This is a genomic window from Leptotrichia wadei (assembly GCF_007990545.2).
Taxonomy (GTDB): Bacteria; Fusobacteriota; Fusobacteriia; order Fusobacteriales; family Leptotrichiaceae; genus Leptotrichia; species Leptotrichia wadei.
The window spans coordinates 1366088-1388456 of the sequence record NZ_AP019829.2; the positions used below are offsets into that span (position 1 = coordinate 1366088).

16 protein-coding genes are annotated in these 22369 nt (G+C 30.2%); all 16 read right to left on the bottom strand.

Annotated features, from left to right (window positions below; all coding sequences use genetic code 11):
• Positions 1-9 precede the first annotated feature (9 nt).
• Positions 10-528 carry a PTS sugar transporter subunit IIA gene (locus FVE73_RS06385; RefSeq protein ID WP_018497799.1) on the bottom strand — a complete coding sequence of 173 codons (519 nt, stop codon included), beginning with the start codon at positions 526-528 and terminating at the stop codon, positions 10-12.
• A gap of 191 nt (positions 529-719) precedes the next feature.
• Positions 720-1934, bottom strand: coding sequence for a saccharopine dehydrogenase family protein (locus FVE73_RS06390; protein WP_018497798.1), 1215 nt, complete (start codon positions 1932-1934; stop codon positions 720-722).
• A gap of 462 nt (positions 1935-2396) precedes the next feature.
• Positions 2397-4745, bottom strand: a complete 2349-nt coding sequence (gene lon / locus FVE73_RS06395) for an endopeptidase La (protein WP_018497797.1) — start codon at positions 4743-4745, stop codon at positions 2397-2399.
• 227 nt (positions 4746-4972) lie between these two features.
• Positions 4973-6205: an ATP-dependent Clp protease ATP-binding subunit ClpX gene (gene clpX, locus FVE73_RS06400; protein ID WP_146997846.1), complete on the bottom strand. Its 1233-nt coding sequence runs from the start codon at positions 6203-6205 to the stop codon at positions 4973-4975.
• Between the two features lie 438 nt (positions 6206-6643).
• Complete coding sequence (clpP, locus tag FVE73_RS06405) at positions 6644-7219, bottom strand: ATP-dependent Clp endopeptidase proteolytic subunit ClpP (RefSeq protein ID WP_018450081.1); 576 nt, start codon at positions 7217-7219, stop codon at positions 6644-6646.
• 306 nt (positions 7220-7525) lie between these two features.
• Positions 7526-8812 (bottom strand): trigger factor, encoded by a 1287-nt coding sequence (tig, locus tag FVE73_RS06410; RefSeq protein WP_018497795.1) that lies wholly within the window; start codon positions 8810-8812, stop codon positions 7526-7528.
• Between the two features lie 56 nt (positions 8813-8868).
• Positions 8869-10572 (bottom strand): single-stranded-DNA-specific exonuclease RecJ, encoded by a 1704-nt coding sequence (gene recJ, locus FVE73_RS06415; protein WP_018497794.1) that lies wholly within the window; start codon positions 10570-10572, stop codon positions 8869-8871.
• 141 nt (positions 10573-10713) lie between these two features.
• Positions 10714-11082 (bottom strand): 30S ribosome-binding factor RbfA, encoded by a 369-nt coding sequence (gene rbfA, locus FVE73_RS06420; RefSeq protein WP_018497793.1) that lies wholly within the window; start codon positions 11080-11082, stop codon positions 10714-10716.
• 20 nt (positions 11083-11102) lie between these two features.
• Positions 11103-14084, bottom strand: a complete 2982-nt coding sequence (gene infB / locus FVE73_RS06425; RefSeq protein ID WP_026238977.1) for a translation initiation factor IF-2 — start codon at positions 14082-14084, stop codon at positions 11103-11105.
• Positions 14081-14680: a DUF448 domain-containing protein gene (locus FVE73_RS06430; protein ID WP_018497792.1), complete on the bottom strand. Its 600-nt coding sequence runs from the start codon at positions 14678-14680 to the stop codon at positions 14081-14083. Before FVE73_RS06430 ends, infB begins: the two co-directional genes overlap by 4 nt.
• A 144-nt stretch (positions 14681-14824) precedes the next feature.
• A complete protein-coding gene (gene nusA / locus FVE73_RS06435) occupies positions 14825-16033 on the bottom strand; it encodes a transcription termination factor NusA (RefSeq protein ID WP_018497791.1) in 1209 nt (402 codons plus the stop codon).
• On the bottom strand, positions 16033-16521 hold the full coding sequence (locus tag FVE73_RS06440) for a ribosome maturation factor RimP (protein WP_018497790.1): 489 nt from the start codon (positions 16519-16521) through the stop codon (positions 16033-16035). Before FVE73_RS06440 ends, nusA begins: the two co-directional genes overlap by 1 nt.
• 239 nt (positions 16522-16760) lie before the next feature.
• Positions 16761-18761: a spherulation-specific family 4 protein gene (locus FVE73_RS06445; RefSeq protein WP_018497789.1), complete on the bottom strand. Its 2001-nt coding sequence runs from the start codon at positions 18759-18761 to the stop codon at positions 16761-16763.
• A 77-nt stretch (positions 18762-18838) separates the two neighbouring features.
• Entirely contained in the window at positions 18839-19732 is an 894-nt protein-coding gene (gene thrB / locus FVE73_RS06450) for a homoserine kinase (RefSeq protein WP_018497788.1), read from the bottom strand.
• Between the two features lie 31 nt (positions 19733-19763).
• Positions 19764-20438: a hypothetical protein gene (locus FVE73_RS06455; RefSeq protein WP_018497787.1), complete on the bottom strand. Its 675-nt coding sequence runs from the start codon at positions 20436-20438 to the stop codon at positions 19764-19766.
• Positions 20439-20465: 27 nt separating this feature from the next.
• The gene (gene serA, locus FVE73_RS06460; RefSeq protein WP_018497786.1) at positions 20466-22058 is read right to left on the bottom strand and encodes a phosphoglycerate dehydrogenase; all 1593 of its coding nucleotides are present in this window, start codon (positions 22056-22058) and stop codon (positions 20466-20468) included.
• Between the last annotated feature and the right edge of the window lie 311 nt (positions 22059-22369).

Genomic DNA, 22369 nt, shown 5'->3' on the forward strand with positions numbered 1-22369 from the left:
AGATTAAAATTATTTTACAACATTCAATACAAGTGTTTCTCCAGCTACTGCTTTTCCAGATTCAACTGGATTTAATGAACTATAATCATCACTATTTGAAATTATTACTGGTGTAATAATTGATTTTGCATTTGCTTTTAAGAAGTCGTAATCATATTTAACAATTGGATCTCCTGCTTTTACTACTGCTCCTTCTTCTGCAATTCTTTCAAACCCTTTTCCTTCAAGTTTAACTGTATCCATTCCAAGGTGCACGAAAATTTCAATTCCAGCAGGTGTTACAATACTAAAAGCATGGTTAGTATCAAATATTTTTTCTATTCTTCCAGAAGCTGGTGCAACCATCACACCTGATGCAGTTGGTTCAATCGCAACTCCATCTCCTATCATTTTTTGTGCAAAAACTTCATCAGGCACTTCTGACAAAGGTAGTAAATTTCCTGAAATAGGAGCTATTACTTTTCCATCAAATTCTTTTTTAACTTCTTCACCTTTGTTACCTTTTTTGAATAAATCAAATAATCCCATTTTAATTCCTCCAATTTATTTATTTATATTTTAATTATCTCATTTTAATGTTACCACATATAATCAAATTAGTCAAATTTTTCTTTTAATAATGAAGAAAAAATTTAGAAATGATTATCAAATGTTATAATAATGTTTCTTCAACTATTATTTTTCCAGTAATTTAACTATAACTTACTCTTTCAAAATAATTAATCAACTAATACTGGATTAAAATCTTCAATCCAAGGCAATCCAAATTTATTTAATGCATCCATAAATGGATCTGGATTCATTTCTTCTACATTAAACACCCCTGGTTTTTTCCATTCTCCAGTAAGCACCATTGCAGCCCCAATCATTGCTGGAACACCTGTTGTATAGGAAATCGCTTGTGAACTGACTTCCTTATAGCATTCTTGATGGTCGCATACATTATAAACATAGTAAGTTTTTTCAACTCCATCTTTTTTACCTCTAAAAATATTTCCAATATTAGTTTTACCTTTTGTTCTAGGTCCAAGTGAAGCTGGATCAGGCAATACTGCCGTCAAAAATTGTAATGGCACAATTTGTTTTCCTTCAAATTCTATCGGTTCAATTGAAGTCATTCCAACATTTTCAAGCACTTTCAAATGAGTTAGGTAACTTTGCCCAAAAGTCATAAAAAATCTGATTCTTTTAATTCCTTTAATATTTACAGCAAGTGATTCCAATTCTTCATGGTGCAATAAATACATATCTTTTTCACCAATTTGTGGAAAATTATATACTCTTTTAATTTCCATAGGTTCTGTTTCCACCCATTTTCCATCTTCCCAGTAACTTCCGTTAGCAGTAACTTCCCTAATATTAATTTCAGGATTAAAATTTGTCGCAAACGGATAACCGTGATCTCCAGCATTTGCATCAAGAATATCAATATAATTTATTTCATCAAAATAATGCTTTTGTGCATATGCTGAAAATACTCCAGTAACACCTGGATCAAATCCACTTCCCAAAATAGCCGTAATCCCAGCTTTTTCAAATTTTTCCTTATAAGCCCATTGCCATTTATACTCAAATTTGGCAGTATCTAACGGCTCATAGTTCGCTGTATCCAAATAGTCAGTCTTAGTTTCCAGACAAGCATCCATAATTGTCAAATCTTGATACGGCAAAGCCACATTTATCACAATATCAGGCTTATATTCATTAATCAATGCCACCAATTCAGGCACATTATTAGCATCCACCTGTGCAGTCTGAATTTCAATTCTTCCAGCATATTTGCTTTTTTCAATTCTTTCCTTAATTTCATCACATTTCGCCTTCGTACGGCTAGCAATCATAATCGAACTAAACACTTCTGAATTTTGTGCACACTTATGGCAAACTACATTCGATACTCCTCCAGCTCCAATTACTAATGCTTTTTTTCCCATTATTTTCGCCTCCTCAAATTTTATTCTATTTATTTTAAATTTAATTTATAAATTTTTTCCCAATAATATTATACTTTAAAATTTTTATTCTGTAAATTATTTTTTTTACTTTTTCATTATTTTTATAAAAAATGGAATGAATTTTAAATGATAATAAATCTACTTTATTCCTCGATCTTTACAATACATGTTTAATTATTTCTAGAATAGAATAGTTCTTTTAGCTTGATTTCACAATCATTTTATATAATTTTTTAATAACAGGAAACAAATAAAAAAAAGATAAAGAAGAAATAAAGTATAAAAAAGCAGCTTGAAAAAAAGTAAATAAATAAAGGTTTTTTGGCCATAATAAAAACCTCCAAATATTATATAGTTATTTTACCATATATTATTTAGAGATTTATGCAGGAATTTTTATACATCTGAATCTTCAGTTTTACCTAATTAATATTTTTTAATTTATTTCTTTTTTATAACTTTTTTAACTTCCTTGTTTACAAAAACAATCTTTTTCACATCATCATAAGTTTTTGCAAAATAGAATTTCATCTGATCTGCAATTTCCTTTGGCAATTCCTCTGTGTCAACTTTGTTGTCAAAAGGAAGCACAACATCTCTTATACCAACTCTGTGAGCTCCAATTACTTTTTCCTTAATTCCACCAACTGCCAGAACCTCTCCAGTAATTGTAATTTCTCCGGTCATTGCCACATCCTGTCTAACTTCTTTATTTGTCAATACTGAAATTATTGCTGTTGTAATTGTAATTCCTGCTGACGGTCCATCTTTGGGCACTGCTCCTTCTGGAAAGTGTAAATGAACATCGGTTGTTTCATTGAATTTTTCTTTTATTCCAAGTTCATTTTTTATGTGCCTTACGTAAGAATATGCCACTCTAGCTGATTCCTTCATTACATCTCCCAGTTTCCCAGTAAGTTGCAATACACCTTTTCCTTCCATTTTTACCGCCTGCACTTCCAGAGTTGTTCCTCCAACCGCTGTCCATGCAAGTCCATTTACAACACCGATTTTACCTTCTTTTTCTTTAACTTTATCAATTCTAAATTTGGCATTTCCTAAATATTTCTTGACTTTTGCTTCAGAAACAGAAATTTTCTTGCTGTCAGATTTTGATAAAAGTATTTCCTTTGCTATTTTTCTGAACAATTTACCAATTTCTCTTCGTAAATTTCTCACTCCAGCTTCTCTTGTGTACTCGTTTATAATTTTCATAACTGCTTTATCAGAAAATGAAATTTTAAAGTCTTTTAATCCATTTTCTTCCTGTGTTTGAGGAATTAAATATTTTTTAGCAATATTTAATTTTTCAAATTCTGTGTATGATTCGATTGAAATAATTTCCATTCTATCACGAAGTGGTCCTGGAATTCCACCCAAATCATTTGCTGTACAAATAAAGAACACATTTGACAAGTCAAAAGTATGATCAATGTAGTGATCTTCAAATGAATTATTTTGTGCAGGATCTAGAACTTCCAGCATTGCTGAAGCAGGATCTCCTCTAAAGTCAGAAGCCATTTTGTCAATTTCATCAAATAACATTACTGGATTATTTACACCAACTTGTTTCAATGAATTTATGATTCTTCCAGGCATTGCTCCTACATAAGTTCTTCTATGTCCACGAATTTCAGCTTCATCTCTTACTCCACCAAGTGAAATTCTTGTAAATTTTCTGTTCATTGAACGGGCTACCGAATGTGCAAGTGATGTTTTACCCACACCTGGAGGCCCTACAAGACAAATGATCGAACCTTTTAATGTCTTATTTAATTTTTTGATTGCCAGAAATTCTAAAATTCTTTCTTTTACTTCTTCCAATCCATAATGATCTTCATTCAGAATTTTTTCAGCTTTTTTAATATCAATTTCATCACTAGTAGAAACTTCCCAAGGTAATTCAAGCACAGTTTCAATATATGTTCTAATTACTGAAGATTCTGCAGAAAAATCAGGCATTTTTTTCATCCTTGAAAGCTCTTTCACCAATTTATCCTTCAAATCCTGAGGAATTTTAGCATCTTTTACTCTTTGATCAAGTTCCTCCAATTCCTCGTCAGAATCCGTTCCTTCTCCCATTTCTTCACGCATTACCTTAATTTTTTCACGTAAATAATAGTTTTTCTGAACTTCTGCCATTTGTTCTTTTACACGATTTTCAATTTCTCTTTCAAGCATAAATATTTCAATTTCTCTTTCAAGTATACTTAAAATCTTATAAGCTCTCTCTTCCACATCCAACGTTTCAAGCAGCCCTTGCTTCACATCTGTCGCAATCATAAGGTTAGTACAGATTAAATCAAAAACTTTGTCAATACTGCTAATTTCCTTTAGATTATAAATAATATCAGGCAATACTTTATTAGTTTTTTTAGCATATTTTGAAAATTCATCAATAACTTTACGCTTCAAAGCCTCAGCCTTACTTTCATCAATTGGTTTTGAAAAAATTTCTTCATATTCAGCATAATCAACACCATTTTTATCTTTTGAAAATTGATTAATCAAAACTCTGTGTTTAGCTTCAACTAATACTTTTACGTTTCCATTTGGCATTTTTACTGTTTGTATAATATGAACTAAAACTCCAGTTTCATAAACATCTTCTGGAAATTTTGGCTCTTCAATATTTGCATCCTTTTGCGACGTAAGAACTAGTTTATTGTCAAATCTCGCAACTGCTTCTTCAAGACTTTTCAAACTTGACTGCCTTCCGATAAAAATCGGAGTTACAACACCTGGAAATACAACTAATTCTCTTGTAGCTATAAACGGTTTATTTTGCATAATTTCCCCTTTCATACTTTATATTAAATCCTATTTAGACATTTAAATTTAACAAATATATAGTTTATATCCAATAATTTATTTTTTTATTCTAACTTACTTTAAAATGTTTATTATACTAACATTTTAAGTCCGTATAATTTTTTTGAATATCTCTATCTATAAGACAGTATTAAATAAATAAATTTATATTTTTTCTATATTTTTAAATAATTCAAATAATTTTACTATTCGACAATCACTTTATTCTTATCTGTAACAGCTTCCTTCGTAATTATCACTTTCTTAACATTATCTTTTGATGGAATTTCATACATTAAGTCAGTCATAACACTTTCAATAATCGAACGAAGTCCTCTCGCTCCAATTTTTCTCTTTAGTGCCAACTGTGCAATCTCAACAATCGCATCTTTATCAAATTCCAAATCCACATTTTCCATTTCAAAATATTTCTTATATTGTTTAACAAGTGAATTTTTAGGTTCTGTCAATATTTTAATCATGGCCTCTTCATCAAGCCCATGAAGTGCTGTAATTACAGGCAACCGTCCAATTAACTCTGGAATTAACCCAAATTTTATCAAATCTTCAGGCAATACATTTTCAAACAAAGTTAAGTCATCTAATTTAGTCTTATTTGTTTCCAGCCCAAATCCAACTCTTTTTTCATTAACTCTATCTTTAACCTTTGCTTCCAGCCCTTCAAATGCCCCACCAACGATAAATAAAATATCCTTCGTATTAATTTCAATCATTTCCTGATTAGGATGTTTTCTCCCACCTTGAGGCGGCACACTTGCAACAGTCCCTTCGATAATTTTAAGTAATGCCTGCTGAACTCCTTCACCAGAAACATCCCGTGTAATTGACATATTTTCTGATTTTCTCGCAATTTTATCAATTTCATCAATATAAATAATTCCGTGTTCTGCCGCTTCAATATCGTAATCTGCAGCTTTTATCAATTTTAAAAGTACATTTTCCACATCATCCCCGACATATCCAGCTTCTGTCAACGTTGTCGCATCTGCAATCGCCAGAGGTACATTCAATGTTTTTGCTAATGTCTGTGCAAGCAAAGTTTTCCCACTTCCAGTAGGCCCTACCAGCAGCACATTAGATTTTTGAAGCTCCACATCATCATCTGTTTTTTTCTGCTGTTTATGCGTTATTCTTTTAAAATGATTATAAACCGCCACAGATAAAACTTTTTTAGGCTGCTCCTGTCCGATAATATATTCATCAAGTTTAGCCTTTATTTCTTTAGGCTTTAACAACGTAATTTCCCTATTCTGTTCATTTTTATCATACTCTCTAAAACTGTCCAATAATTCTGCGCTGTCTTCTATACATTCATTACAAATAAATACATCATCCTCTTCTGGACTCTGTACCAATCTTTCCACTTCATCTTCTTCTCTTCCACAAAATGAACAGTAATTTTTTTTCTTTGCCAATATTTTTCACCTCATTTTTCCTTTAAAATTTATACTTTTACCTATATTTAATTAAAAATCTCTTATTTTATTATAATAAGCAAAATTTCGTTAAAAGAAAAAGAACTGTTTGAGCTTTTGTAAAAAATTTTAAATTATATACATTTATTTATACCAAAATAACCTCTATTCAAAAGCGAGTTTTCTTTTTCTTTTATAAGAAAGTTTTGCGTAAAGTGGGGATAGTTCGTAGAACTTTCGCCTTAATCTTAAGAAAGCAATAAATTATTTATATCATAATAATTTTTATTGCGAAATATGGGTATGGCGTCTGATACCCTTGCTTAAAATAAACTAGAAATAAATAATACATAAAAATTATTATTAATTAAGTAAATTAAAACACTTATAATTAAAATCATTTTTAGTAAATTATTCAATCATAGTTTCTTTTGCAAATAATTACAATATTTTATCAATCAATCCGTAATTTACAGCTTCTTCTGGCGACATAAAGTTGTCTCTTTCAGTATCTGCATAGATTTCTTCTACCGATTTTCCAGTCGCTTCTGATAAAATTTTACTTGTAATTTCTTTCATTCTTTCGATTTCTTTTGCTTGAATCTGAATATCTGTCGCTTGTCCTCTTGCTCCACCTAATGGCTGATGAATCATTATTCTTGAATTTGGCAATGAGTATCTTTTTCCTTTTGCTCCTGCTGACAACAATACTGCTCCCATACTTGCCGCTTGTCCTACGCAAACTGTAGAAACATCACTTTTAATGTGACGCATTGTATCATAAATTGCAAGTCCAGCTGTAATTACTCCACCTGGGCTATTTATATACATGACAATATCCTTTTCATTATCCTGTGCATCCAAGAATAGCAGCTGTGCAACAATCGCATTTGCCATCCCATCTTCAACTTCTCCACTTACAAAAATTATTCTATCCTTCAAAAGTCTTGAATAAATATCATAACTTCTTTCCCCACGTCCATCATTTTCAATAACTACTGGACTATATACTGACATATTATTTCCTCCTCTTTCTATAAATTTTTCTTTTATTTTATTATTAGATATGTTCGATAACCTAAGTTTTTTTATCTATACAAGGGGTCAAGACCCCTTGCTTCAAGATATTTATTTTATTAAATCTAAGTTTGTATAGTTATCGAACAGGTCTATTTTTTTATTTTCTTTGTTATTAAATATGCTTGTTATCCCAATTCTTTTTATTTTTACAAAATAGTGAAAAAGAATTTCGCAATAAACTATTTTATCACAAAATTCTTCTAAAATCAAAATATTCTTTTTAATCTGTAATTTAAAAAATTACTATTTAACTTTTGCTTCGTTTACTAATAAATCAATTGTTTTTTGATTCACTAATCTGTAGTTTGTTTCATCAATAAATCTTTCATAGTTTCCATTTTTTCTTACATCAGCAATTAATGCATCCTTTTCAAGTCCATACATTGCAGCTAAAGTTTCGATTTCTTTTGCTACTTCTTCATCAGTTGCTTTAATTTCTTCATCTTTTGCAATTTCAGCCAGTACTAATTCTGTTTTCACAGCTTTTTCAGCATTTTCCTTTGCATTTTCCCTCATTGAATCCATTGTTTGTCCAGTCATTTGGAAATATTGATTCAAGTTAATTCCTTGCATTTGCAATTGTTGCGCAAATCTGTTGATTTGATAGTCAATTTCCCTTTGAACTAATGCTTCTGGAATTTCAACTTCTGTTGCACTTACTACAGCATCTACAACTTTGTTCTTAAATTCATTTTCAGCTCTTGTTTCTTCTCTTTTTGTAATATTTTCTCTAGTTTTAGCATTCATATCTTCAACTGAATCAAATCCTAATTCTTTTGCCAAGTCATCATTTAATTCAGCTTCTTCTTTTCTCTTAATTGAGTTTACTTTTACTTTAAATAAAGCTGGTTTTCCAGACAAGTTTGCAGCTCCATAATTTTCAGGGAAAGTAACGTTTACATCAAATTCATCCCCTTTTTTGTGTCCTGCAATTTGATCTTCAAAAGTGTCAATAAAGCTGTGAGAACCTAATGTCAAGTCATATCCTTCAGCTTTTCCTCCATCAAAGGCTTCCCCATCTATAAATCCTTCAAAGTTAATGTTTACAACATCATCATTTTTAGCTTCTTCATCTTCTGCAATTTCTTTTAATTTTGCAGCGCTTTCTCTTAATCTTTCAATTTCTTCATTTACAGTTTCATCTGTAACTTCCACATTTTCCTTTTCTACTTCCACACCTCTATATTGTCCTAATTCAAATGTAGGTAATACAGGAATTGTAAATACAACTTCCACTTTATCATCATTATTTTCATATTTTTCAAGTTTAATATCAGCAATTGGTTTTAATTCATTTTCTGCAACTGCTTTTCTATATTCATCAGAAATAATATGATTTAGGATTTCTCCTTCAATTTCCTTTTTGAATTTACTTTCAATAACTTTTGCAGGTACATGTCCTGGACGGAATCCGTCAACTTTTGCATCTTTAAAATGTACTAAAACGTGATCTTTTAAGTGTTTTAATTCTTCTCCTTCCCTAACTGCTGATACTTCATAAGTTGTTTCATTTAATTTTTTTACTGCCATTTCTTTAATTCCTCCTAAAATTTTTTGTTATATATAATTTATATTAATTAATTTAATTATTTAAAATCCTTTATTTTCAACTCGATAAACAAATCTGAATGAACAGACTTAAATATCGGAGTATAAACTATTTTAAACTTTTTCTTATAAAAATTATTTGTTTTTAATTTATGTCCTAAATTGTATCCAATTACCGATATAATACGGTTATTTTTTTTAACAAATCCCTTAAAATGCCGATTATTTATCCCAAACTTTGTCAAATTCAAAAAACTCACATCAGCATCCATAAAATTAGGCTCTTGATTATCCAGCCCAAAAGGTGAAAGTCTATTTATATCGTTAAGCTTTCTCTTATTCAAATTTTCAATATTCAGCCACGCATCAACATAAAGTATCTTTTGAACATTTTCTCTATTTTTTCTAGCAAGTTTATATCTCAAATATTTTTCTATTTCACCTAAATATTTTTCAGACACAAGAAATCCTGCTGCTAAATCATGCCCTCCGAACCGCTCCAGCTTATCTGAAACACTTTTTAAAATATCAAAAATATTAATTCCTTCAATGCTTCTGCAAGATGCCTTTCCATATCCATTTTTTATTGAAACCAAAATAACTGGAATATTATATTTTATGGAAATTCTCGAACAAACAACACCAATTACTCCAGAATGCCATTTTCTACTCTTCATAAAAATGTATTTTGGACGTTCAAGATGCTGTATTTTTTCCTCTAGCTCATTATAAATCTCATTTTCCAAATAACGTCTAATTTTATTTGCACGCTTCATTTCCTCAATTATTGAAAAAAGTTTAAAATCATCTTCCTGAATAAAAAAATTTACAACAATTTTTGAGTTATCAATTCTTCCAAGTGCATTAAAAATTGGTGCTACAAAAAATCCGATATCGCTAGTCGTTATATTTTTGGGATTTATCTTCAAATAGTTAATAATATACTTCAAACCTTTTATTTTCGTTTTTTTTAAATTACTTAATCCTTTTTTTATAATAAATCTATTTTCATCAGTCATTGGTACAACATCTGCGACTGTCCCAATCATTATAATATCCAAACAATCATACAATATCTTTTTATTTGCACCAAAAATTTCATAAACTGCATCTGTAAGTTTAAAAGCAACTCCAGAACCAGATAAAAATTTATTTGGATAATTTTTGCTGCTTTTTGGATTTATCACAAGAACCCCAAGTTTTTTTCCTTCATTTTCAAACTCATTTTCAAAAATACCTGTCTGTCTATGATGATCTGTTATAATTATATCAATCCCTTCGCTTTTCAGCATTAATATTTCTTCAAGATTATTTATCGACGTATCAACTGTTATAAACAACTTTGCATCCCGTTTTTTCAAAAATGTCAAAACATGTTTATTTATCCCAGCTCCCTTATGAACCCGATTTGGAATATAATAATCCACATTTAATCCCAATTTTCTCAACATCATTACTAAATACGCTACTCCAGAAATTCCATCAACGTCATAATCTCCATAAACTATAATTTTCTCTTTATTCTTCCCAGCCTTTTGTATCCTTTTAACAGCATTTTCCATATCTTCAAACAAAAATGGATTATGAATATCCTCTTTATCTGAATTTAAAAATTTTTGTACTTTTTCCTTCGTGTTAATTCCTCGATTTAAAAGAAGCCTTGAAATTAATCTACTTTCACCAAATTCAGAACTTTTTGATACCAAATAATTTTTATCATAGCTTTTTAATTCCCATTTCATTACAAGATTAATCGCTTCCTTTTTTTTGTATAATTAAACACCTTAAAATCAGAATTTTACTAAAATTTCTATATTCAGTAATTAGATTTTATTAAATTATTTTTTGAAATCCTGATTTTAAAGCCTTTTTGCATCTTTATTCTATTCAGTATCACTATTTTCTTTTTTTATTTCACTTAATATTGAAGCTATCTTTACACCATATTCAACACTATCATCCAAATGAATTCTCACTTCTGGAACAAATCTAACTGTTAATTGTGAACCAATTTTTTTTCTAAAAAATCCCTTTAACTTATTCAAATCTTCAGCAATTTTTTCCCTATTCACATTATTCTTCAAATCAAGTATTGAAAATGTCAAATCAAGATATCTTCCATCCTTTGTAAGCTCTACCTTGTGAATTGTAACAAGATTTTTTATTTTTTCATTTTTTATCTCTGTCAAAAGTGTCATTCCAATAATTCTTGAAATTTCTTTTTCTAGTCCCTTTTTCCTTCTATCATTCATAAAATTATCACCTATCTTCGTTATCTTGGGATTTCTTCCATAATATATGACTCGATAATATCTCCAGCCTTAATATCATTAAAGTCTTGAATACCAATTCCACATTCTTGTCCCATTACAACTTCTTTTACATCATCCTTAAATCGTTTCAGTGAACCTAATTCCCCATCAAAAATAATAATTCCATCACGAATTACACGAATTTTGGAATCTTTTGTAACTTTCCCATCAACAACAACAGCTCCAGCGATATTTCCAACATTTGACACTTTAAATACTTGTTTAACTTCAATTCTTCCAAAGTAAACTTCTTTAAATTCTGGATCAAGCATTCCCTTCATTGCCTTTTCAATTTCTTCAGTTGCATGGTAAATTACGTTATAGTTTCTAATTTCCACTCCAGTTTTTTCAGCAATGATTCTAGCAGGTGTTGTTGGCCGTACGTTAAATGCTATTATAATTGCATTTGATGCTTCTGCAAGTTTTACATCCCCTTCAGTTACTGCTCCAGCACTTCCTTGAATTACATTAACAACAACTTTTTCCGTATTAAGTTTTTCAAGCGATTCTTTCAATGCTTCAACAGACCCTTTTGAATCTGCTCTTATAATACACTTCAATTCTTTTAATTCTTGTTCTTCCAATTCTTGTGATAAACTTTCCAATGAAATATGTTTTTTCTTGTTTTGATCATTTACTTTTCTTTCTCGAATAAAGTCTTCTACAATTTTCTTAGCCTGTTTATCACTTTCAACACCATACAGAATATCTCCGGCATTTGGTACAACATTAAATCCTGTAATTTCCACAGGTTGTGAAATAATCGCCTTATTTATCTTTTTACCTCTGTCATCAAGCATAGAACGAACTCTACCATGAGCTTCTCCAGCTACAAATACATCTCCAATTTTTAAAGTTCCTTCTTGCACAAGCACATCAGCAACTGCTCCCATCTTAGGATCAAGTCTTGATTCTACAACAACCGCTTTAGGACGTTTATTTGGATTAGCTTTTAATTCTTCAAGTTCCGCTGTAATTAATATTGTTTCCAGAAGTTCTTCCAAATTAATTTTTTGTTTTGCAGAAATTTCAACAAATTCTGTATTTCCACCCCAGTCAGGTGACATTAACCCATATTCAGTCAATTCTGTTCTAACTTTCATAGGATCAGCTCCTGGCTTATCAATTTTATTAATTGCAACGATTATTGGAACTCCAGCTTCCTTAGCATGCGAAATAGCTTCCACAGTTTGAGGTTTTACTCCATCATCAGCTGCTACAATTAAAATCGAAATATCTGTAATATTAGCTCCCCTTGCTCTCATTTCAGTAAACGCCTCATGCCCTGGAGTATCAATAAATGTAATCCTTTGTCCCTTCCAGTTTACTTGGTAAGCTCCTATTTTTTGTGTAATTCCTCCAGCTTCATCACTCATTACATTTGTATGTCTAAGTGCATCAAGTAATGAAGTTTTACCATGGTCAACGTGTCCCATAATTGTAATAACAGGTGCTCTTGTGACAAGCTCATCTTCTTTATCTTCTTGTTCAAGATGATATTTTTCACCATAACTAACTTCTTCAATCTCTTCCTTTTCCACAATTACTTCATAGTCAAGTGCCACTTCTTCAGCTTCTTCAAAAGATAAAATTGCATTTGCTGTAAGCAATTTTCCTTCCATAAAGAATTTTTTAATTATATCAGAAACATTAATTCCCAATTTTTCAGCTAAGTCTTTAATAACAATTTCATCTCCAATTGTTATCATTCCTATGCTCTCTCCTTCAATTCTGACAATTTCATCCTTAACAGCTTTTTCATGTTTTTTATTTTTCTTTTTCTTTTTGTCGTCTTTTCTAAAATCAGAACGAAGTTCTTTTTCATGCTGCTCTCTGTCTCTTCTATTTTTTTCGTATTTTTTCTTTTCAAATTTTCCTTTTCCTTTTCCACCAGCTTTTCCTTTTTCAGCAACTGTTGCTGCTGGAATTTCAGCTTGTGACTCTTTTTTTCCACCAGAAAAGTTTCTGTTGTCTCTTCTAAAGTCCTCTTTATCCTTATTAAATCCGCCTCTGTCGGAAAATCCTCTATTATTCTGTCTATCCTTAAAATTTCTTGTTCCATTTCCTTTGTTATCACGATTATCCCTATTATCTCTATTTTGGAAACTTCTATTATCTCGATTATCTCTCAACTGATTATTTCCATCCCTGTTGAAACTTCTATTTTCTTTTTTAAAGTTATTATCTCTTCCGTCTCGCTTAAATCCGTCCTTACTTCGATTATCTCTGCTTTGGAAGTTTCTCGTTCCATTTTCTCTGCTATCACGGCTATCTCTATTGTCTCTATTTTGAAAACCTCTATTATCTCGATTATCTCTTGGCTGGTTATTTCCTTCCCTGTTAAAACTTCTATTGTCTTTTCTAAAGTTATTGTCTCTTCCGTCTCGCTTAAATCCGTCCTTATTTCGATTATCTCTGCTTTGGAAGTTTCTCGTTCCATTTTCTCTGTTGTCTCGGTTATCTCTATTTTGATAATTTTGTTTATCTTTATTTATTTCATTTTGTTTATTATTATTCTGACTACTCAAATTAACTTTCATCTCCATTTTCTTTTTATTTTCGTTTTTATCAAATTTATTTTTATTATTATCTTTCTTTTTTTCCAATGTTCGCTTTGGTGTATCATAATTCTTATTAATATTTTGTTCATTTGATTTATTTTGTTCAATACTATTGTTTTTTTGATTGTCTGAATGATTATTTACCGTTTTTGCAGCAGTTTCTTTTGGTTTTCCTTCATTTTTATTCAGATTTTCAGTTTTACTGCCATCACTTTGATTTTGATTCTGAACATCTTTTTGAAGCTTTTTTCTTATCAAATTTACTTCTTCACCACTTAGCACATTCATGTGATGTCTTTTATCAATTCCAAATTTTCGGATTTCCTCCATAAACTTAGATGCCGTAAAACCACTTTCTTTTGCTAATTCATGCACTTTCATCCATTCATCACCTCCACTTTGCTTAATATTCCCTTTATTACTTTTTTATTAAAAATACCGACAACATTTACATTCCTTGAAAAAAGTCTTATCAATTCCTCTTTTCTTTCAACAAATATAATCTCAAAATTAAAATTTTCCTTTAATTTTTCAAATTCTTCAATATATTTTGTCTTTATATCTTTAGGAATTATCAAAAGTTTCACTTTCTCCTTTTGCACTCCTTCAATTGTTTCATCAATTCCAAAAACAAAATATTCAGAATTCTTCATTGGCTTTAAAATATCAATTATACTCTTTTTTTCACCCTTTATCTGCTCCAGCATTTTTACAAGCTGCTCAATTTCAATCTTATATTTCCTATTTTTTGAAAGCTTCTCAATACATTCATTCGTTTTACAAACATAAAACCCTCTTGCCTGCACTTTCATTTCCCTGTCAAAAATATATTTCCCATTTTGCTCAGAAATTCTAAAAAATTCAGATTTTTTACCTTTCCTTCTGCAGCAAATACACATTCTTTCAGGTTTACTTTTCTCTTTATCCATTTTATCATTTTTTTTATTTTCTAAATTCTTTCCATCAACTGTATCCAAACTTCCTAATTACCTCCTTGTTCGATACAATTTTAACTATATTGTAAAAGCTATTAATCGAAATTTCAATTTTTTACTTTGAATTTCTAATAAAAAACTTAATCTTAATCATAACTTTTCACTTTTACAACTGTCTAATTGTCCCTATTCATTATCTTCACTAAGTCCTGCGAAAGCACTTTCTTCAACTTCAATATCATTTTGCGAATCACTAGTTTTTTCAATATTTTCTGTTTCATCTAATGAATCTTGAAATGCACTTTTTTCTTTAAATTCATCTTCTTCGCTTCCAGCCATTTCATCTGATCCTGTATGAATATCAATTTTCACGCCACATAATCTTGCCGCAAGTCTTGAATTTTGTCCTTTTTTACCAATCGCAAGTGATAATTGATTTTCTGCAACAACTACTTTTGCAACTTTTAGATTATCTTCACCTTCTTCAACAATCTCCACAGACAAAACTTGTGCAGGATTTAAAGCATTTTTTACAAATTCCCTAACATCTTCATTCCAAAGAACAACATCAATCTTTTCTCCTTGCAGCTCATCAATAATAGTTTGGATTCTCATACCATTCCGTCCAATACAGGCACCTTTTACATCTAAATTCTTATCATTTGAATAAACTGCTACTTTAGAACGGCTTCCAGCTTCCCTTGCAATATTCTTAATTTCAATTATACCTTCATAAATTTCAGGTACTTCAAGTTCCAATAGCCCACGTAGCAATTCTTCAGATTTTCTAGAAACAAAAGTTTTTGTAAACTTAGTTGCCTCCTCAACTTCTCCAATAAATATCTTAATTCTGTCCCCTTGCACAAATTTATCCGTTGGCGACAATTCCTTTTGCGGCACAATTGCTTCAAGCCCATTTATATCAACGTATAAATTCCCCTTTTCATCTGTCTTTCTAACATTTGCAGACACAATTGAATTTTCAATTTCCTTAAATTTATTAAAAATATTTCTTTTTTCACATTCTCTGACTTTTTGTACAACAATCTGTTTTGCATTCTGAATCGCATTTCTCTTAAAACTTTCCGCATTAATTTCCAAATCCAGAATATCTCCCAGCTTAGCACGTTTTTTAACAGAGATTGCATCTTCCAGACTAATTTCCTCTTCAGGATTTTCTACATTTTCCACAATCAGCCTTTGTGAATAAACCTTCACATCTCCGCTATTTCTATTTATAGTTACTTTTACATTATCCTTTTCACCATAATTCTTCTTATATGCCGCAAGCAATGCAGTTTCTATTGTTTCCAGCAATTCTTCCTTTAAAATTCCCTTTTCCTTTTCAAGTTCATCAAGTGCTTCCAAAAATATTTTTTGATCTCGCCCTTTCATCATTCCTCCTCACTATTTAATATGCCATTTGGTAATTCATATATTAAAGTTGCCTTTTTTAATTTAGAAAGTGGTATTTCCACTATTTTCCCCAATTTATCATCCAAAAGAAAAATCGTATCATCTTCAAATTTTTCCAATTTTCCAACAAATCTTTTAGCCCCCTCAATATTACTCTTAGCCTGAACATTAACTTTCTCTCCTAAAAATCTCACAAAATCCTTAGGCTTTTTCAACCTTCGCTCAACCCCAGGCGTCGAAACCTCCAAAAAAAACTTCTCTTCAATCAGTTCATCCGCAATCCCGTCAATCTCACGGCTAAAATCAATACAATCATCAAGTGTCGTAGTCCCATCCATTTTCTCCACATACACTCTCAAATAATTATATCCCCCATCCCTCACATATTCCAAATCTGCCAACTCCAGATTCATTTCCTTTAAATGCGATTCGATTTTCTTCTCAAACTCATTTAAAATCTGTTCCATAAAATTACACCTCATATCTAAAACTAAAGAGTGGGCTGACCCACTCTCTACCTGAAATTATTTTCTGTAACTATAATAACACATTTTCATTCTTTTTTCAACCCTCTATCTATCTAAAAATTAACTTTTTATATTTTTTCTAAATATATGAAAATTTTTTTTACTTTAAGTCAATAAGATTAAATATTTTCAATGATTTTCACCTGTTTCCATCTATATAATTAATTTTTTGCTAAATTTTAAAATTCTGCTCCAAAACCTAATTTCAAAAGGCTATTTTTACTATCTCTTAATTCATATGAAGTCTTAATTTTAAAATTATCTGAAATATTATATTTCAAACCAGCTTCCACATTAATAGTGCCACTTGCATAATTTAATGGTGCAATAGTATACCTTCTAGAGTATTCTCTTTCAGAATGATAGGATTTTTTATTAAATCTCTGTTCGTATTCTAAATTACCAAATAAATCAAGTTTGCCAAATGATTTTTCTCCATACACTCCGACAATTCCTTCTGAGATAGTTTTGGATGTATTTGAAATATGTAATTTATCAATGCTTCCTTCCTTTACTTTTGTTATTCCTAGCCCGGCATAAGGTTTTACATACCCATTGTCAAATAAAAATTTATATCCAGCTTTTACGCTAAAATCTAAGATTTTTGATTTATATTCGGCATTCGCAATAGCTCCTAACCCGGTATTTGTATCAAATGCATGCTTATTTGAAGAATATATCATATTCCCTGTTAAATCTATATTATCATTAAAGTCATATTTACCATTTAATCCAAACTGAGATGATGTTATTTTTTCTTTTACATTACTAAATTTCCCCTTGTAATTAACTTTTGATTTTTGAGAGCCGAAAACAGTTCCTAAAGAGAATTTTCCAAAATCTTTAGACACATCCGCTAAAACGCCGTCAGTATCTGAATCATACTGTACATTGCTTTCCTTATCCTTATATTTTCCACCATAATTTCCCATATAGGCAATATCAATCTTATACTGCCCGTCTTTTGAATTTTCAAGATTTTTATAAATTGCGCTTCTTGCAGCTTTTGTTAAATCTAAATCAACCTTTGAACGAGGCATTTCAACAGTAACTTTTTCTGCCGCCTGATTTTCAGGTGAAAATAAACTTCCTGTTTTTGGAGTAAAGTTATTAATTGTCATCATCAGATCTTCAAAATATGTAGGTAAGTCGTCATACCCGTTGGGATAAGCATTCGTATCTGAAGTAATAAACAAATTTCCTGCATTACGTTCACGAGATAATTTTATAATTTCTTCATATTGTTCTGGCGTCGCATTATAAATTACATGTAAAATATGATTGGAATTTGCAGGATCCTTTTCAAATTCGGATGTTCTGGCACGATAATTATTCAAATATTCCGTTGCGCTAACTTCCTGAGTCATCCAAATATCAGCATAAGGTGCGATTCCATCTCTGATTCCCCATCCATTATTTGCAATAACGGTCATTTCTGGATATTTAGACTTTATATAATTATAAATTTTAGCCATATAATCAATTTGTGCCTGAGTCGCTCCTCCTTCAATTTCATCGATAAAATATCCCGCTATATTTTCTCTTCCATAAAAATTGACAAAATTATCAATATCAGCATAAACTAAATCAAGATTTCTAGTAGAACCATGCGTATATGTATATCCTATATTTTTTATTCCTGCCGCTTTATTTCTCGCTATCTGTTCCATATCTTCATCTCTTTTAACCAAATATTGCTGATGAGGATCTCCAGACGGCGCAGCTTTATATGAACCAAAAGCTACATAAGGGATTAATCCACCTCCAACATCTGTGATTCCTTTCCAAAAAGAAGCATTGACACCACTCTTTCCAGTCCATCGAAATGCAGGCATAACAACTTGCTGGCTTTTTATAATTTCATTATCAGAATCTTTATGTTTTTTTGAAAATCCTCCCATATATTCCAAATTAATCTGTATTCTATCAGGATCATCAATAATTTCTTTTTTAGTGTTAAAATTGCTATTCTGCTTAAAATTACGTTTTTCTGAAATAGAATTATCTGAAATTAATTTTTCTGAACTGTTTTTTGCTTCCAAATTTTCCGCAATCTTATTTTCATTTTCTGATATTTTTATCAAATTATCTGTATCGTCTTTAGAATTTGTATTTCCATAACTTATTCCAGTAATTCCTGCCATTATGCAAGGTAATATTTTTTTTAATTGTTTTTTCATATCTATGCTCCCTAATAATCCAAAATCTTGCCTTGGTAATTGCACACTTTATTAATATTAAGAAGTTTAAACATAAATTAATAAACTTCCGCACCCTTCAAATTAATCTTCTTCTTCTCAATAGTCCAGTTATCCGATAATTCTGCAAGTTCCTTTTTCATATTTTCCAAGAACTCGTCATTATCGTAATTTAATGAAATTAAAGTCGGACCTGCACCGCTTATATATTCTCCTAAAGCACCGTGTTTTTTAGATGCTTCAAAGATTTTTTCTGAATTGTTTATTAGTGCAAATCTGTAAGGCTGATGGATTTTGTCGCCTAAAAGGAAGCGTAAGTTGTCGTATTCTCCTTTGTTAAAAGCATTTACAAGTAATCCTAGTTTTGAAATGTTGTTTATTGCATCAGAAACTAGGTACATTTTTGGCAATACGCTTCTTGCTTTTTCTGTAGATAATTTAAAATTTGGAATCATTACATAAAAGCATAAATCATCAGAACTTATTAGCGAACTGTAAACAAGGTTTTCCTTATCATGAGCAGTAAGTACCATTCCTCCGAAAATTGCAGGTACTACATTGTCAGGGTGTCCTTCCATTTCCACAGCAAGTTTTGCTACTTCGTTAATATCCAGCACATCTCCCGCAAATTTGTTTGCAATCAAAATTCCAGCAACGATAGCTGATGAGCTGCTCCCAAGCCCACGTGAAATTGGAATATCATTTCTTACAATATTTACTTTATAACTTGGAATATTTTTTACTAAATGTTTTTCGGTATATTTTATTGCTTCAAAAATTAAATTGTCCTCAATCGGAATTGAAAACGGTTTTCCATTTTCCAAAAATTCAATTTTATTGCTTTCTTCTACTTCGAGTTCCAAAAAATAATCCAATGCAACTCCTAAACAATCATAACCTACACCAATATTGGCCGATGTCCCCGGCACTTTTACCTTAAATTTTAAACCCATCTTTATTCCTTTCTTTTTATCATCATAATTTCTATAAGAATAGCCTTGCAGCAAGACTCAATCTAAAAATACAACAAAATATTAATAATAAATACATAACTTTATAATTTTTATTATCTTTCATAAAATACAACACAGCTAATGAAATAATTACAAAATCAATAAATGTAGGTAAAAATATTATATTTACAAAAATAAATAATAAACCTATCCAATAATTTATTCCTAATAATGAAAATCCTGTATGAAATATATCTTCAAATAAACAGAAATATAAAACTATTATACAAATATAATACTTGTATGCCTTGCTCTTTTTTCTTATAAATATATATGGCAGACCAAATAGTATAAAAAACAGAAGTTCTCCGTTTAAATATTTTGCATTTAGTATAATTTTTGAAAAATATTCAATGTCGAATAATTTTATTCCCATTAATAATGTCTGTCTATTCAAATAAAATAAAGTAATGCTTTGGAAAATAAAAATTTCAAAATCAAAAACAAATTTATTTCCAAATTTATCATTTTCTTTTTTTACAAAAGAATTTAAAATAGAAAATATTAAACCTGCATTTGTTATAAAAAATAAATTATTTTTAGATAATACTATTGATACTGTCAGAAAAATTATTTTCAAATAATTTAAAAAATCTACCTTCTTTATTAATTTTTTCAATTCCTTAAAATACTTACTTGCATCCATTTGTTAATTATCAACTTTCAAAAAATACTATATTGTCAAATCCAAGTAATGAGCCCATTTTATTTGACTCAATTCTCGTAGTGCCTTTAATGTTCTTCTTCCAACTTCATTATCTACTGTTAAAAGCATAATTGCACTATTTTCACGTCTACCAACGTTCATTGTGGCAATATTTATATTTCCTCTTCCTAAAGTTGCTCCTACAGCTCCGATAACTCCTGGGACATCTTCATTCCCTAAATAAATCATATTGTCAGAAATTGCCATATCCACATCATGATTTTTTATACTTACAATTCTTTCTTCATTATTCATTCCGATTGTTCCAACAACATAGATTTTTTTACCATCTTCATTTGTTATTACAAATTCTATTGCTGAAGAATAATTTTTATATTTATGATCTTTTTTATTTATTGAAATATTAATTCCTCTTTTTTCAGCTAATGGTTTTGAATTAATGTAATTTACTTCTTCCTTTAATACAGGCTCTAAAATTCCTTTAATTGCAGTTGAATCTACAAGAGCTGTTTCTTGTTCTGCAATTTCTCCATAATAATTAATGGCAACATTTGTAATTGGAGTTTTTTCAATTTGGAAATAAATTTTTCCTAATTTTTCAGCTAAATTTATGTACGGTTTTACAATTAAGAATTCCTCTCTTCCAATTGCAGGCAAGTTTACAGCTGTTTCAACTATTTCTCCACGAAGTCCATTCAATACCTGCTTTACAACCTGAGTTCCGACATTTCGCTGTGCTTCATAAGTTGTTGCTCCAATGTGTGGAGTTGTAACCACATTGTCAAATTCATATAAAACACATTCTGAACGTGGTTCAACAGCATGTACATCATATCCAAAACTTGCAATTTTTCCACTTCTTAATCCTTCTGCCACAGCTTCTTCATTAAAAAGTCCTCCACGTGCTGCATTTACAAGTCTTACCCCATCCTTTAACTTGTGAATATTTTCAGCATTTATCATATCCAAAGTTTCCTTCGTTTTAGGTGTATGAATAGTTATCACATCTGCCTTTTCCATTAATTCATCAAGCGTTTTAGCTTTTTCACAGCCATATCTCTTGAATCTTTCATCTGAAATATACGGATCATAAGCAACAAGTTTCATTCCAAATGCCTTCATTCTTGTAGCAACTAATCCACCAATTCTTCCAAGTCCGATAATTCCCAATGTTTTTTCAAACAATTCGTTTCCAACAAAAATTTCTCTTTCCCATTTTCCACTTTTAATAAAATTATTTGCCGCAACAATATTTCTCGCAGAAGCAATCATAAGCCCAATCGCAATTTCACAAGCTGAAACCGTATTACTATCTGGAGTATTCGCCACAATTACACCATGTGCAGTTGCTTCTGGAATATTTATATTATCTGTCCCATTTCCAGCACGCCCTACTATTTTCAAATTTTTAGCCTTATCCAGCAATTCCTTATCTACTTTTATAACGCTTCTCACAATCAAAGCATCATATTCATGAATTATTTCCAAAATTTCTTCCCGTGAAATTCCCACTTTCACATCAACCTTTACATCTCTAGCATTTTGCAGCCTAGCAACCGCTTCATCATCAATATATTCACCAACTAAAACTTTATACATATTTCCTCCTCACAATTCTGTAATCTATATCTAATATATTATCATAAATTAAGCCACAATTCAATATATATGCCAATTCTTTATAAATCCACCTAAAGTCTGAATAGCAGTTCTCAAATTCATTCTACCATAAATATAAAAATTAAAAAATTATAGATTTACAATTTATCATATTTATTATATAATATACCCAAATTATTTTTATATTGAACTATTTAAAACTAATACTAAAATTTCATTTTAAAATAAGCAAAAATCTTACTTTTTATAAAATATAATTATAATCTGAAATTAATTATTGAAAAATCTTG

What these genes read in the sequence shown, in the direction of transcription:
- FVE73_RS06385 (WP_018497799.1), bottom strand. Translation starts at nt 528, where the DNA reads ATGGGATTATTTGATTTATTCAAAAAAGGTAACAAAGGTGAAGAAGTT.
- FVE73_RS06390 (WP_018497798.1), bottom strand. Translation starts at nt 1,934, where the DNA reads ATGGGAAAAAAAGCATTAGTAATTGGAGCTGGAGGAGTATCGAATGTA.
- lon (WP_018497797.1), bottom strand. Translation starts at nt 4,745, where the DNA reads ATGCAAAATAAACCGTTTATAGCTACAAGAGAATTAGTTGTATTTCCA.
- clpP (WP_018450081.1), bottom strand. Translation starts at nt 7,219, where the DNA reads ATGTCAGTATATAGTCCAGTAGTTATTGAAAATGATGGACGTGGGGAA.
- tig (WP_018497795.1), bottom strand. Translation starts at nt 8,812, where the DNA reads ATGGCAGTAAAAAAATTAAATGAAACAACTTATGAAGTATCAGCAGTT.
- recJ (WP_018497794.1), bottom strand. Translation starts at nt 10,572, where the DNA reads ATGAAATGGGAATTAAAAAGCTATGATAAAAATTATTTGGTATCAAAA.
- rbfA (WP_018497793.1), bottom strand. Translation starts at nt 11,082, where the DNA reads ATGAATGATAGAAGGAAAAAGGGACTAGAAAAAGAAATTTCAAGAATT.
- infB (WP_026238977.1), bottom strand. Translation starts at nt 14,084, where the DNA reads ATGAAAGTGCATGAATTAGCAAAAGAAAGTGGTTTTACGGCATCTAAG.
- nusA (WP_018497791.1), bottom strand. Translation starts at nt 16,033, where the DNA reads ATGAAAGGGCGAGATCAAAAAATATTTTTGGAAGCACTTGATGAACTT.
- FVE73_RS06440 (WP_018497790.1), bottom strand. Translation starts at nt 16,521, where the DNA reads ATGGAACAGATTTTAAATGAGTTTGAGAAGAAAATCGAATCGCATTTA.
- FVE73_RS06445 (WP_018497789.1), bottom strand. Translation starts at nt 18,761, where the DNA reads ATGAAAAAACAATTAAAAAAAATATTACCTTGCATAATGGCAGGAATT.
- thrB (WP_018497788.1), bottom strand. Translation starts at nt 19,732, where the DNA reads ATGGGTTTAAAATTTAAGGTAAAAGTGCCGGGGACATCGGCCAATATT.
- FVE73_RS06455 (WP_018497787.1), bottom strand. Translation starts at nt 20,438, where the DNA reads ATGGATGCAAGTAAGTATTTTAAGGAATTGAAAAAATTAATAAAGAAG.
- serA (WP_018497786.1), bottom strand. Translation starts at nt 22,058, where the DNA reads ATGTATAAAGTTTTAGTTGGTGAATATATTGATGATGAAGCGGTTGCT.